Source organism: Cyanobium sp. T1G-Tous, from assembly GCF_024345455.1.
GTDB lineage: Bacteria > Cyanobacteriota > Cyanobacteriia > PCC-6307 > Cyanobiaceae > Cyanobium_A.
On record NZ_JAGQBD010000003.1, the window covers coordinates 113,222 to 126,649 of the forward strand.

The window sequence follows — 13,428 nt, forward strand, 5'->3', positions numbered from 1 at the left end:
GGCGGAATCAGGGCTCAGGAGTGAATCCCAGCACAGCAGCGAAGTCGTTGCCGAGGTTGTAGGTGCGCAGGCTGGTGGTTGCCGGCAGGTAGGCCAAGGCAACCAGCTGGCGCACCAGGCGGCGGAAGCGCTCGTTAGTGAACTTCCAGCAGTGCACATCCACATAGGGATGGGCCTGGTATTCCTCCAGGGCGGCCTCCAGCAGGGCCCGGGTGGGCAGACCCACTCCATCTAGGGGGTTAGGCGCCTCGAGCCAGTCGGTCACGGTGAAGCACTTGTGCTCCACTAGGGCCTGCAGGGGCGGGCGGCTGCGGCGTTCCAGATGGGCTGTGACCACATCGATCAAGCCGCTAGGCGGCAGATAGCGATCGAAGCAGCGCCGCTGGTCGGGCAGGGTGAACAGATAAACCCCAGCGGGTTTGAGCAGCCCGGCCACCTGCAGCAGATGGCCGATCAGGTCTGGCTGGTGCTCAAGGCAGTGGTGCGACACCACCGCGTCGTAGCGCTGCTGGATCTGGTCGTAGCCACCCTCGGCCAGCACATAGCGGATTGGGGGCACGGCCTCTGGATTGCGCTCCGGGCGTAGCCGGGCCCGCTCCACCAGCTCGGTGCGGCTGAGGAAGTCGGCGTAATCGATCTGGAGGCCCGGCCGCTGCAGGGGCTCGAGGGAGGGGTTGTCAAAGGGTCCGATCTCAAGGAGATGCCCGGCCAGCTGGAGGTAACGGAGCAGGTCGTCGCGGCTCTCCAGCGCGGTGGCGTTGCGGCGGCCGCGACGCCCCTCCTGGCGCCAGTGGTCCTTGAGCTGGGAGCGGCGCAGGCCGGCCAGATCGGCATAGCGGCTGCGGTAGACGGCGGCGTCGAATTCCGGCGGGAAACTCAGCACCAGCCTCTGGCCCTACTTGCGACCCATAGCATGACTGCAGAGGGTATGGCTCGGGCGTGCTGTTTGTCGAACCCCGGCGCTGGTTTTCCCTGCGGGAGCTGGAGGTTGGGGCCTCCCTGGCCCGTCTTCAGCTCTGCGGCAGCCAGCTGGCCCTGGCCGGCCAGCTCAGCGAGCCACTGGAACTGGAGCTCAGCAGCGGTGATCGGCAGTGGCACTGGCCGCTGCAGCCAGGCGAGGAGGGGGGCTGGGGTTTCAGCGGCGAGCTGGCCGCTGCTGAGCTGGGCGAGGAGCTGCTGCTGAGCCTGCGCCGGGGCGACCTACAGCTCCCCTGGGTGGCGATCCGGGTGCTGCGGGCCACCCCCGCCGAGCTGGAGCAGTGGCAAGCCTTCTTCGCTGGCGAGGCAGGAGCCCTGCCGGAGGCAGAGCTGGAACGGATCAGCCACTGCGCCCTGCTGGGCACGGCTGTGCAGCGCGGTGGCGACCGCCCAGAGGCCGTGGCCGCCTTCTGTGAGCGGGCTGCCAGCCAGGAGCTGGTGGTGGAGGCGGCCCGGCTGCGCCACCAGGGCCGATTTCCCAGCGTGCTGGGCCGGGGCCCGGGGCGGATCCTGGCCAGCCGGCTGGTACTGAACTGGAACCTGCTGCTGGTGCAGGAGGGCGAGCAGCGCTTTGTGGTGTTCCAGGGGGTGAGCAGCAGCGATGCGGTGCTGCTGCCGGGGCTAAACCTGCTGCTGCTGGTGTGCCACCTGGAAGCCGGCACGGTGCGCACCTGCCTGGCGATCCTCAGCCGCACGCCGGAATTCTTCAGGCCAAGCCAGCCGGCCCGCTTCGGGGGCTATCTGGTGGGCCATAGCCGGCCTTACCACTGCTCCTACGACGGGCTGCTGGCCCTGCAGGCGGTGCGCCAAGCCCAGCAGCTGGACGCAGACGATGCCCTGTTTTCCAAAGAAGGCGAAGCTTTTGTGGATCTGGGCCGTTGCCTGGAGCTGGCCCAACCCCACCAGCAGCTGAGCCAGGAGGCTCTCAATGAGCTGACGGCCAGCAACGGCACCTACCTGCTGCAGCTGGGCTTTTGGTTTCACACCCGGGCAGAAGATCCCCAGCTGCGGGCCCTGGCCGGCGCCGTGGATGGGCAGCTGCGGAATGCGGCCCGGCGAGATTCCGAGCTCGAAGCGATCGGCGCCCTCAAGCAGCTGGAGAGCTGCACACCGCTGATCTGGGTTGGCATCACCGGCCAGAAACGCAGCTGGGTGGAGCAGGTGGAAGGCACCGCCGCCCTGCTCAACGCCCTGCATGCGCTGTATCCACGCCTCGGCGTGATCTTTGACGGCTGGACGCCGCCGCTGCACAGCTCCGACTACCACCGCCGCGAGGCCCGCAACGACGACCGGGTAATCCGCCGCATCCTCAAGCGGCTCAACTTCAAGACCAGAGGCCGGGTGGGGGTGGTGGCCGGATTGCCGCTGCTGGAGAAGGTGCGGGTGGGATTGGGCGTGGATGCCTTCGCGGCCAACTACACCACCGGCTCCCTCAACGTGGCTCGCATCTGCGCCAGACCGGGCGTGGGCCACATGGGCCAGCGCATGGCCGAATCCAAGCACCAGCACATTCACCACCACACCCGGGAGATCCCAACCGAACTGGTGCAGGACGTGAGTGATCCGAGCACGCCCACCGGCTATGTGAATTACAGCCTGCCCTGGGAAGCGCTGCGCGATGAGCTGATCAAGGTGCTGGCTGAGCAACAGCCATGACCATCAACACCGCCTTGCCAGGAACCCAGGAAGATCAGCTATTGACGATTTAACTTTCGCATCAGCAGACGCGCCACTTTCTTTCGTCCCTGCGACTTAATAATAACGGAGAGATTTACGAGTTCATCAATAGTTTGCCCAGGCTCCTTAAGCCTAGCCTGTGATTCCGCAATAACTCTATAAAGTGGCAGGCCCGCATAAAACTCCGAAAAACGAACCAGATTGAGATCGGCCTTGGCCATCGCCAACGAAAAGCTCTGCCGAAGCAAAGCTGCATAACGCGTTGCGCCCTCTAAATTATGATCCAGTGCCAGATCAAGCGCATAGTTAAGGCCAATAATTCGAGCAATTCGCGTATTGGTGCCGTAATAAGACCCAGTCAGCGCACCACCCTCAGGGAAACGTCCCACTTCTCCAACGGCACCTTGAGCTAAGGCATGTGCGTCGCGCCAGCGGCGATGGGTGAGCTGCACATGCAGCATGGCCAACATTGTCGAAAAACCAATATGCAGGCGATCGCGCTTGGAATTTTCCGAAGAACCACAAGCCTGCCGATGGTGCAGCGATGCATAGCCCCTAGCCAGATAGCGCTCTGCTCGCTCAACATCTGGAGCATTACTCACCTTGTAACAGCAACGCGTATTTGCATAGATGCGTAGATAAAGTGGTAACTGACGGGACCCATAGAGATACTCAAAAACGTCATACTCCAACGACTTATCTGGAATGTGTGCAGCCTTACTGGTAATAATTAAAAGAAGAAATTTCTCCTGCTCCTGCCGGATTAATTCATTCAGAAAATTTTTTACGGCTTCAAAATCTTGCTCCGAGCACAGGCTTCGATAACGACTGATGCAAGCAGCTGAATCAGGGCCCAGACCTTGCAGCACGACAGCCATCCGAGGAGAGAGGTCTATTCAAGCGCACAGTCGCCAGTAATCCTTGACACAACTGAGATCTACCGAGAGATCTACTGGCTGCAGCTTAAGGTTTCCAAATTCGTCCGTCCTGTTTTTTTGCCGATGGCTGCGGTCTCACCGGTTCCGATCTTCATCGGCTACGACCCGCGGGAGCGGGCGGCCACCAACGTGCTGATCGACAGCCTTTACCAGCACAGCAGCGTGCCGCTCGCGATCACGCCGCTGGTGACGCCCCAGCTGGAGGCCCAGGGGCTCTACTGGCGCCAGCGCGACCCGCGCCAGAGCACGGCCTTTTCCTTCAGTCGCTTCTTGGTGCCCCAGTTGATGGGCTTTGAGGGCTGGGCCATCTTCATGGACTGCGACATGCTCTGCCGCAGCGACATCGCCGAGCTCTGGGCCCTGCGCGATGAGCGCTATGCGGTGATGTGCGTACAGCACCAGCACGTGCCGGATCAGGAGGTGAAATTCCTGGGGGAAACCCAGAGCCGCTACGAGAAGAAGAACTGGAGCTCGCTGATGCTATTCAACGGCAGCCGCTGCGCCGCGCTGACACCGGAGTATGTGAACAGCGCAAGCGGCCTGGAACTGCACCGCTTCCACTGGCTCGGCGACGACAGCCTGATCGGCGCTCTGCCCATGGAGCGCTGGAACCACCTGGTGGATGTGCAGGAGCGCCCCCTGGCAGAACCCTCCGCCCTGCTGCACTGGACCCTGGGCGGGCCCTGGTTCCGGGAGCAGCGCACCATGGGTGGGCCGCTGGCGGCGGAGTGGTTCAGCGCCCGCGACGATGCCATGCGGCTTTGGAACTGAAAAGCCATCCCCCAAGCGGTCATTGCAGGTCTTGCGGCGAAAGTGGCAGCAGCTTGAGGCCACGACGAACTAAATCAAAGCGACGGCCGATGGGTTGGGCGTGCAATAGCTGCTGACGATGACTAAGGAAATTCATCATTGAAAAACAAAAATGGCCTGAGGTACTGATACAGACATCACAATCTTGTAGTGCCTGCAAAGAGAGAAGGTCCTGTTCTGCGGAGTCACCAATTACAGAGCCAGCCGAAAAAAACCGAGCGGCGTCAACAGCAAGCCGTGCCTGCAGGATCTGGATCTCTCGACAAATCGATGCTTCAGCCTCCGCTGCATCGACACCCAACTGAGCAGCAACCCAACTGAGATTGCCGGGCTTCAACAGCAGCCGCTCAGCCAATGCATAACCATCTGTGATGAGCCGGTAGTTCATTCCTGGATGCAGACTCTCCGCAATCTCAAGCAATCGGCCCAGACTTGAGACTGGCCTGCGCGCAAGGGATGCCTTCGCAGCAAGAACATCAAAGTAGCGATCTTGATATTGATCAACAAACCATGGCACCAACTCAAGACCACCTATCTTCACCACAGCGAGGTCACCCAAGCGCTGCTGACAAACAACGAGACCCGACCGCGAAGAATTCAACCCAGAAGATTCAGCGACTTGAGCAAACAAAGAAGAACTGCAATCCGCTTGAATTACCCTGGCCAAGCGCCTAGCAAAAGCCGGCCAACGATCAGGTGAATGCAGACAACCTGCCAACGAATCAAGCAGCAATTCCAACAACCGAACGCCACCGGAAATCGGCACATCGCCCTGCAACGGCAAACGCTGCAGAAGACGGCTTACAAAATCATCCAATAACAGGCTGATACGGTTGATGGATAGAGAAGAATCAGCATAAATATCAATCCCTTTAAGAGGCAAGACATCCGCTTCCGAGCCAGGCCAAGTCTCCAGGATGGGAACAAATCCAGCAATCAACTCAGCCGTCTTTCCCCGCGCACGATTCGCTCCATAGGAATCGAGCAAAACGGCGCCACCCTGTTTCAAAGGCAAATCAACCAGCCACAACAACAACCATTGACAAATTAATGCGTAAAAAATGTCTCCATAGCCCTGATGGCTATACATTCCGATTTTGAACTGGCGGGCATCAGCAACCATTCTCTCCCGCAATAAAGCGAGATCTTCAGACTCCACAACCTCAATAGCCGGCTCAACATCAAAAGACTCAAAAGCAGCCCGCAGGGACAGCTCGTCGAGCACAAAAGCACTTCTCGATTTTGGCGGATTAACCCGAATCCTGATCCCTGATTCTTCTATCTCAACCCGGAAGCGAACCGAAACTCTCAGCCCACATGCCTTCACCCTGAGTGCACGCAGCTGCCAATGGCTGAGATCAGTCTGGGGAATCCACAGCACCACTCCTTGAACCAGTCGCAGATGGGGAAACCGCCAGGTGAGGCGAGGCCGGATCGGATCAGGGGAGCAAGTGATCACAAACTTTTGCCGGAATTGGGCCCAAACTTGAAACCACCGAGCACGTGCTGCCACGCATCGGCCAGCTGCTCACTGCTGCGCTGCTCCCACAGGTGCCCATGGGCCGCCTGGGCCAGGCGCCGCAGCCGGCGGCGATGCCCAGCTGCCCAAAGGATTTGCTCAGCCCATTGGCCGGGCTCAGCCGGCAAGGCCAGGCCCGCTGCCAACAGCTCCTGGTAGGCCGGCCCAGGCGAACAGAGCGCCGGCAGGCCGAGGGCGGCGTAGTCGAGCAGCTTCACGTCGCTTTTGGCGGCATTAAAGGGGTTGGCCACCAGGGGGGCCAGGCCGAGATCGTGGCGGGGCAACCGGCGCAGCCAGCGCACGAAGCGGGGATAGCGGCGGGCCTCCAGAGGCACCTCCAGGCTGTGGAGCCAGGGGCGCTGCAGGGGCTGGCTGACGCCGCCCACCAGGGTGAGGCGAAAGGCATCGGGATCGCGCGCCGTCAGGGCGTCGAGCTCCGGCAGGATCAGGGCCAGGTCTGCGTCATGGGTGCGGCTGCCCATGTAGAGCAGCTGCAGGGGGCCCTCGGCCTCAGCGCGGGGGAAGCGGGCTGGCCCCTCCCAGGCTTCAGCATCAAGGCCATTGGCCAGCACCGCCTGCGGGCCGAACTGCTGGCACTGGGCCGCCAGGGTGGCCGTGGAGAACACGCGCAGATCGGCCGCCGCCAGCAGGTGCTCAAGGGCAGGGATGGCGGGGGCGTAGCGCTCGCGCTCGGGGTGGTCGGCCGGCAGGGAGAAGAGGGCGTCGTCGAGATCGAGGATCAGGGGCAACGAGCGCTGACGGCAGGCCTGCACCAGGGCTTCGGCCATGCCCAGGCTGGGGCAGGCAGCGCGCTGCACGATCAGGCGATCGAGGTCAGCGAGCGCCAAGGCCGGGGCGTCGTCCGTTGCGGCGGGCTCCAGTTGCGCCACGACGCAGCCCCCCTGCTGCTCCAGGCGTCGCAAGGGCAGCAGCAGCCGGATCCAGGCGGAGCTGGTGAGTGGCCCACCGGGGGCCTGGGCCAGCACGCCAACGCGGAGCATCAGGCCAGGGCCTGGGCCAGGCGGCCCTGCAGGCGCAGGCTGGCATCGCTGCCCGCACTCACCAGCTGCTCGAGCAGGGCCAGGCGGCGGGCGAGCTGCTCGAGATCGAGCTGCTGGGCCTGGAGGCTGAGCTGCAGCTCGCTGCAGCGCTCCTGCAGAACATCAGCCTGCTGCAGGCGCCCCTGCAGCAGCGCCAGCTGTTCCCGCAGGGCCAGGGCCTCCAGCTGCCGCTCCTGCAGCGGCTCCAGCTGCTTCGCCAGCTCCGCCAAATCGGCCTCCAGGGCTGCCCGCTCCTGCCGAGCCGCGAGCAGGGCGTTCAGGTTGGCGGCCTGCTGGTAGCGCGCCAGGCAATCGAGATCGGGGGGCCGCCCATCGAGGGCGGCGGCGAGGGCGTGAGCTTCCAAGGCTTGATAGGCCTGCAGCTGCTCTGGATGCTCCTGCAGCCAGGCGATCGCCAGCAACGCCTCGAAAGGATCGGGCACGGCGAAACGCGGCAGAGCCTCCGCTGGTACACCCGCACAGGGATCCACGGCCCAGGCCACCAGTGCGGGCAGGGCCACACAGCTGAGGTTCACCAGGCGGCAGCGGCTGGCGGAGCGCTCCAGCTGGGGCAGGGCTGCCAGCAGTGCCCCACCATGCTCGCCTGCACCCTGGGAAGCGAGCCGCCCCAGGGGATCGGCATAGGCAAGCAGCAGCGGCAGCTCGGCACGGGCCAGGGCGGGATCGGCCAGCGGCAGCACCTGCAGGTGGGCCTGCACCTGGCCATCAGTAAGCCAGGCCGCATCCAGCCCAGGTGCCCAGATCTGGATCTGCACGGCTATTTCCCTCTAGCAACCAGATACTTTTGCAGACACCGCCACCAGCCCAAGGGCATAAACTCAATTACATGCTATCAAAAGGTATTTATGGCGGGTACGAGCAAGGCCACATTTGCCGTGCTTGCTCTATTCAAGAATGAGGCCACCAACATTGTGGAGTGGATATCACACTACGCATTGCAGGGTGCTTCCAAGATAGTTCTGGTCAACAATAACTCAACCGACCACTGGCGGGATGCCCTAAAGAAATGTGCCTACCAGAGCATCGTAGAAATCAAGGAAGACTCTCGATGCCATGCGCAGATGACGATCTATCGCGATCTCCTGAAGAGCGGAATCTTTAGCGATTACAAATGGCTACTTGTTTGCGATCTCGATGAGTTTGCTTATGCACGTAATAATTACACAACAATCGCGGCCTACCTGGAAACCTTTACACTCAAGCAAGTGGGAGCCATCATGTTGCCTTGGAAGAATTTTGGCTCCTCGGGCCATGATCAACAGCCGGAAAGCCTGCGATCAAACTTTATCACTAGGGCCAAGGTGCCTTTTCCAGAACCGGCGCCTGGATTCAGCCGTGGAAAGTATTTATGCCGCGTGGCATTCACACGAGACGTTAGAGTTCACCATCCAGTTTTGGAAAAAGGTCGCTACATTCTTCCTTCTGGCCGCGATATATCCAAGCAGCTTACCCATATTTACGGGGGCTTTGCTCCAACTTCGGAATCCGAGCTAGAAGCCAGCCACCTGCACATGAACCATTATCCGATACAAAGCAAAAGCTATTTCACAAACATCAAGGCCACCAGGGGAGATGTTTACTTCAGCGATCCAGGTCTGCAGACTAAGGGCATGGCCTACTTCAAAAAGTTTGACCGTAACGAAGTTGTCGATGAAGAGCTTGCCTGCCTTGCTCGCCAGGAGGAGCGCCCGCTATCGGGCCTAGCAGGCTCCCTCCGCCGCCTGGTTGCTTCTTTGCGGTTTCCCAGCTGAGTGCTTTGCCGATCCTGTTTCAGCCCCCCCAGATTTATTGCTGGCAGGTAGCAGCTCAAGAGCCCAGGTGCCCAGATCTAAATCTGCACGGCAACGTGCCCTCCAACTGGCCTCACTGTCGCAGAGGCCGCCAGAGTGGGGCCAACTGCATGCCTCTGGGTGCAGCAACCGGCCAAAACCCGCGATTCGGCGCTCGTCACCAGCCTTTCGGTGCTGGCCCAGTTAAAGAACGAAGGCGACATCCTCAGGGCGTGGAGCCGCCACGAACTGTTGCAGGATCCGCCTGCTCATGCTCCCATATCTCAATTGCGAGCTTATAATGTAATCGCTACACTGCTCCGAAAAGCCCGGCAGCACGAAAAAACCGAATACTGCGTGCCAAGGACTGATATTGAGATAAGCATTTAATTTCTAGGCAATGATGTACGTCAAACCACTTGAATGGTTTTGCTTAGATGAGTTGCATCGGAAGGCCAGCCTGGAGTGCCTAAAGATGAGCGATGGGGAGCTACACCTCGCAGGCTGGCTTATGGGGGAGCAAAAGCACACAACTGTGTTGGTGATTGAAAGTACGCAGCAAAGCCGGGAATGGCACCTGGAGGGCAGCGGCGAGGTCTGGGGCTTTTCGGGGTCGATTCCTGCTAACGAGCTTGGGGAGCAGATTCTGCTGAGCCTGCGCGAAGGAAATCTGCAACTGCCATGGGTAACTTTAAAGGTGATCCGGGCTACCCAGCAAGAGCTAGATCACTGGCAGGCCTTCTTCGTTGGCAGCGAAGCTGATCTACCAGGGCCTGACCTGGAGCGCATCTGCCACTGCGCCCTATTGGGCTGCGCAGTAAAAGAAAGCAGCGATCGACCAGCAGCGCTAGCTAACTTCTGCGATCGTGCCGCCAGCAAGGAGCTGGTGGTGGAAGCGGCCCAACTGCGCGACCAGGGCCGTTTCCCAAGCGTGCTCGGCAAGGAGCCGGGGAGAATCCTCGCTAGCCGATTGGTGATGCATCTAAACCTGCTGCTGGTTCAGGAGGGCGAGCAACGGTTTGTCGTGTTCCAGGGGGTGAGCAGCAGTGATGGGGTGCTGCTGCCGGGCCTCAATATGCTTTTGCTCGTGTGCCATTTAGGCGAGGACACGGTGCGATCCTGCTTGCGGATCCTCTGCCGCACACCGGAGTTTTTCACACCTCTCCATGCAGCCCGCTTTGGCGGTTATTTGGTTGGTCACTCCAGGCCTTACCACTGTATGTATGAAGGCTTACTAGCCTTGGAGGCAGTGCGGGAAGCCAATGAACTTCAGGCAGGAGACAGCCTGTTCTCCAAGGAGGGAGAAGCTTTTGTAGACCTCGGCAGCTGCCTTGAGCTATCCCAACCCCACCAGCAGCTGAATCAGGAGGCTCTCAATGAACTCACCAGCAAGAACGGCATCTACTTGTTACAGCTAGGTTTTTGGTTTCGCAGCGTAATTAGAGACCCAGCGCTGCAGACATTAGCTGGAACCGTTGATAGGCAATTGCGAATTGCGGCCCAGCGTGATTCGCAATTGGCGTCAATTGGAGCCCTCGCCGCTCTTGAGCGGTGCAGCCCCCTGATCTGGGTGGGTATCACAAGCCAAAAGCGTATCTGGATCGAGCAGGTCGAAGGCATTGCCGCACTCCTCAATGCCTTGCACAGCTCCCACCCCCAGCTGGGAATTATATTTGATGGGTGGACGCCACCACTGACGAGCTCTCGTTATCACAGACGCGAAACCCGTAGCGACGATCAGGTAATCAGACGCATCATCAAAAGACTAGATTTCAAAACGAAAAGGCGCATCGGTATAATCGCTGGTCTACACCTTCTCGAGAAAGTGCGGGTGGGCCTAAGCGTGGATGCCTATGTAGCCAACTTCACCACAGGATCTCTCAATGTTTCCAGGATCTGCGCCAAGCCGGGCGTAGGTCACATGAGCAGTCGCATGGCAGCTTCCCACCCTGAACACATACATATTCACCACCACACGCGCACGATAGCGCCTGAACTAGTGCAGGACGTGAGCGACACAAACGCTCGCAACGGCTACGTAAACTACAGCGTTCCGTGGGAAGCACTCTACAACCAACTAACGGAGATTCTCAACGAGAAACGACCCAAGAGCGAAAATCCCCCGCCTCCATAGATTTAGGCTTGATGACCACTTTAAAACTTTCGTGGAGCCGGCAGCCAGCGTGACTGTGCAAGTCTGCTTTCAGGTGTTGTGCCGCAGCGACGCGAGAGGGCTGCGGCTCACTCTGGCCAGCATTGATCAAGCCACCAAAGCTTGGCGGCGGGATGCCCAGGAGCTCTGGATCGAAACTCAGCTTTTGCCCTGGAACTTGAGCTGGGAGGGGCTCCGCTCGGTCACAGTCTGTTGCGCCCAGAGCCCTAATCTGAGATGGGTGTCCACAGATACATCGTGCGAAGCAAGCCTTCGGCTGAGTGCCAGCCAACAGGCGCGTGGGGCCTGGATTTGGTCGTTGGAGGCGGGCGACCAACTTCAGCCGGAGGCTTTGGTGCAGTGGGCCGATGCCGCGAGGAGCAACCCCGAGGCGCTGTTGATCGCTGGTGATGGAGAACAGATGAATCATCTAGGAGTGGTGGTGCGCCGCCATGGCGCCCTACCGGCCAGCACACGGCTGCGGCAGCTGGTGCAAGAGCAGCTCTACTGCCCAGGAGCGCTGTGCCTGCGGCGCCGGCTGTTACAGCGCAGCCCCCTGCCACTCACGCCCAACTTGCACGGCAGCTACCAGGACGCTTGGCTGGTGGAGGTGCTGGAGCAGCACCGCGATCGGATTGTGGTGGTGCCGCAGCGGTGGGTGCAGACCCACCAACTCAGTGATTGGCAGGCCGACGGCCGCTGCCGCCAGCGGGCACTGGAATTGAGCGCGCACCTTGCCCAGCGCTGGGGTGAATCCCCTGCAGGCTTGATCCACCGCTATGGCCTGCAACTCCAGCTCGGGGAAGCCACGGTGCCGCAAGGCTCCACTGCTTTGGCCGAACTGGCTACAGCGCTGGAGACCGCACGCCCCTTGCTGGGGAAACAAGCCTGGAAACAACTGCAAATCGGCTGGGGACTCAACCCCAGCGCCGCTCCATGGCAAGAACGGCTGGAGGACAGCTTGCGCCAGGGGGGTCTTGATCGGCTGTGGTGTGTCTCGCTGCTGCGCGACCTGCTCCATCCGGAGCTGGGGGCGCTGCAACTGGGCTCACCCTGGGGGCCCCAGCTGCGACTGGCTGAACGGCTGCTCAGCCCGGAGCTGTGGGAGCAATACCGCCTGCTGCGGCAAGACGAAGGCTTGCTCCAACTGCTCAACCAGCCGATCGATCAGCTACCGATGGTGGCCTTGCTGCAGTGGCAGCGGGATCCGGCGCTACAGGATCGCTTCCCACTTCCGAAAGCCCTTGAGAAATATCGAAACTGGTGGGGAGAGCACGCCTCCAGCCAACTCAGCCATCTGCCCTTCAACAGCCATGGAGAGATCACGGCAGAACCATGGCAAGAACAACTGTTTCCCAGCCCTGAACAACGCCCGTTCGGAGTGAATTTGATCGGCCATGCCTTTGAGGTGTTTGGCATTGGCGAAGACGTGCGTATGGCGGCGCTGGCTCTGGAGAGCGCAGACGTGCCCTACTGCGTGGTGAATGTGCCGGCCAACAATGGGGCGGCCGCCAGTGAACGCAGCCTGGAAGCCCGCACCCTGCCCCCAGGAGAACTGGGCCCCTACCGCTTCAATCTTGTCTGCCTTGCAGCCCCCAGCCACGGCGCCTGGATCGCCCGCGAAGGCCTGGCCCAGCAGCGGGGTCGCACCACGATTGTGGCCTGGCCCTGGGAAACGCAGACCTGGCCGAAAGCCTGGGAGTGCATGATTCCGCTGGCGGATGCGTTGTGGCCCTCCAGCACGTTTACGGCCAAGGCACTGGAACCCTTCTCTGATCCCCTGCAAAAGCCCCTCCAGGTGATGCCGATGGCGGTGCACATCGAGCAGCCGGAGCAATACCGCGAGGCTGCTCGCAGACGTCATACCCGCGAGCGTTGGGGCCTCGACCCCGAGGCCAAGTTGGTGCTGTTCGTGTTCGATGTGAAATCTTCGCTGGAACGCAAAAACCCATGGGGGGCCCTAGAGGCCTTTCAGCAGGCCTTCCCAAAGGGCAATAGCGACAACGTGCAGCTGGTGATCAAGGCATTGCTCCCGGGTTCAGCCAATCAGCAGTGGAAAAGGCTGCAGCGACAAGCAGCTGGAGACCCGCGTCTGAGGGTGATCGAAGCCGATATGAAGCGGGGTGATCTTATGGCCCTAATGGGGGCATGCGATGTGTTTCTTTCGTTGCATCGCAGCGAGGGCTTTGGGCGCGGCATTGCCGAGGCGGGCGTGCTCGGTCTGCAGGTGGTGAGCAGCAACTGGGGCGGCAATGTGGACTTCTGCCAGGGGGAGAGTTTTCACCTGGTGCCGTGCGCCGCAACGCCGATACTTCCAGGAACCTATGCCCAGGCAGAGGGGCACATCTGGGGAGAGCCAGATATAAACATGGCCGCACAGTTGCTGCTGCAGGCGATCGGCCAGTCAACCCGCGTGACCTGCCCAGGCTCGGTACTGCAGAATCTATCCATCAAGGCCACAGGCCTGCGCTATCGGGAGGCCCTGAACATCTCCGACCACATAGGCCAGACTCCGAAAGCATGA

11 protein-coding genes are annotated in these 13,428 nt (G+C 60.8%); 6 read left to right on the forward strand and 5 right to left on the reverse strand.

The window, feature by feature from the left end:
• Positions 1 to 7: 7 nt before the first annotated feature.
• A complete protein-coding gene (locus tag KBY75_RS03320; RefSeq protein WP_255022944.1) occupies positions 8 to 883 on the reverse strand; it encodes a methyltransferase domain-containing protein in 876 nt (291 codons plus the stop codon).
• Positions 884 to 939: 56 nt separating this feature from the next.
• Here KBY75_RS03320 and KBY75_RS03325 point away from each other — a divergent pair, with 56 nt between their 5' ends.
• Positions 940 to 2,634: a hypothetical protein gene (locus KBY75_RS03325; RefSeq protein WP_255022945.1), complete on the forward strand. Its 1,695-nt coding sequence runs from the start codon at positions 940 to 942 to the stop codon at positions 2,632 to 2,634.
• Positions 2,635 to 2,672: 38 nt separating this feature from the next.
• Here KBY75_RS03325 and KBY75_RS03330 read toward each other — a convergent pair whose 3' ends face one another.
• A complete protein-coding gene (locus tag KBY75_RS03330) occupies positions 2,673 to 3,533 on the reverse strand; it encodes a hypothetical protein (protein ID WP_255022946.1) in 861 nt (286 codons plus the stop codon).
• Positions 3,534 to 3,656: 123 nt separating this feature from the next.
• Here KBY75_RS03330 and KBY75_RS03335 point away from each other — a divergent pair, with 123 nt between their 5' ends.
• A complete protein-coding gene (locus tag KBY75_RS03335) occupies positions 3,657 to 4,364 on the forward strand; it encodes a glycosyltransferase (protein ID WP_255022947.1) in 708 nt (235 codons plus the stop codon).
• A 19-nt stretch (positions 4,365 to 4,383) separates the two neighbouring features.
• Here the strand turns inward: KBY75_RS03335 and KBY75_RS03340 are convergent, their stop codons facing one another.
• The 3 genes from KBY75_RS03340 to KBY75_RS03350 form a co-directional block, all read right to left on the reverse strand.
• Positions 4,384 to 5,787 carry a hypothetical protein gene (locus KBY75_RS03340; protein ID WP_255022948.1) on the reverse strand — a complete coding sequence of 468 codons (1,404 nt, stop codon included), beginning with the start codon at positions 5,785 to 5,787 and terminating at the stop codon, positions 4,384 to 4,386.
• Between the two features lie 71 nt (positions 5,788 to 5,858).
• A complete protein-coding gene (locus KBY75_RS03345) occupies positions 5,859 to 6,923 on the reverse strand; it encodes a hypothetical protein (protein ID WP_255022949.1) in 1,065 nt (354 codons plus the stop codon).
• Complete coding sequence (locus KBY75_RS03350; protein ID WP_255022950.1) at positions 6,923 to 7,738, reverse strand: hypothetical protein; 816 nt, start codon at positions 7,736 to 7,738, stop codon at positions 6,923 to 6,925. The genes KBY75_RS03345 and KBY75_RS03350 overlap by 1 nt, the downstream gene beginning before the upstream one ends.
• 90 nt (positions 7,739 to 7,828) lie before the next feature.
• On the opposite strand from KBY75_RS03350, the gene KBY75_RS03355 reads away from it, so the two are divergent.
• From KBY75_RS03355 to KBY75_RS03370, 4 genes are all read left to right on the forward strand, one after another.
• The gene (locus KBY75_RS03355; protein ID WP_255022951.1) at positions 7,829 to 8,734 is read left to right on the forward strand and encodes a glycosyltransferase family 92 protein; all 906 of its coding nucleotides are present in this window, start codon (positions 7,829 to 7,831) and stop codon (positions 8,732 to 8,734) included.
• A gap of 159 nt (positions 8,735 to 8,893) precedes the next feature.
• Positions 8,894 to 9,142, forward strand: coding sequence for a cytochrome P450 (locus KBY75_RS03360; protein ID WP_255022952.1), 249 nt, complete (start codon positions 8,894 to 8,896; stop codon positions 9,140 to 9,142).
• A gap of 85 nt (positions 9,143 to 9,227) precedes the next feature.
• On the forward strand, positions 9,228 to 10,886 hold the full coding sequence (locus tag KBY75_RS03365) for a hypothetical protein (RefSeq protein ID WP_255022953.1): 1,659 nt from the start codon (positions 9,228 to 9,230) through the stop codon (positions 10,884 to 10,886).
• Positions 10,887 to 11,223: 337 nt separating this feature from the next.
• On the forward strand, positions 11,224 to 13,428 hold the full coding sequence (locus tag KBY75_RS03370; protein WP_255022954.1) for a glycosyltransferase: 2,205 nt from the start codon (positions 11,224 to 11,226) through the stop codon (positions 13,426 to 13,428).

Bases quoted from the DNA above. Each gene is read 5' to 3' on its own strand.
- KBY75_RS03330 (WP_255022946.1), bottom strand. From the start codon at position 3,533: ATGGCTGTCGTGCTGCAAGGTCTGGGCCCTGATTCAGCTGCTTGCATC.
- KBY75_RS03335 (WP_255022947.1), top strand. From the start codon at position 3,657: ATGGCTGCGGTCTCACCGGTTCCGATCTTCATCGGCTACGACCCGCGG.
- KBY75_RS03345 (WP_255022949.1), bottom strand. From the start codon at position 6,923: ATGCTCCGCGTTGGCGTGCTGGCCCAGGCCCCCGGTGGGCCACTCACC.
- KBY75_RS03355 (WP_255022951.1), top strand. From the start codon at position 7,829: ATGGCGGGTACGAGCAAGGCCACATTTGCCGTGCTTGCTCTATTCAAG.
- KBY75_RS03365 (WP_255022953.1), top strand. From the start codon at position 9,228: ATGAGCGATGGGGAGCTACACCTCGCAGGCTGGCTTATGGGGGAGCAA.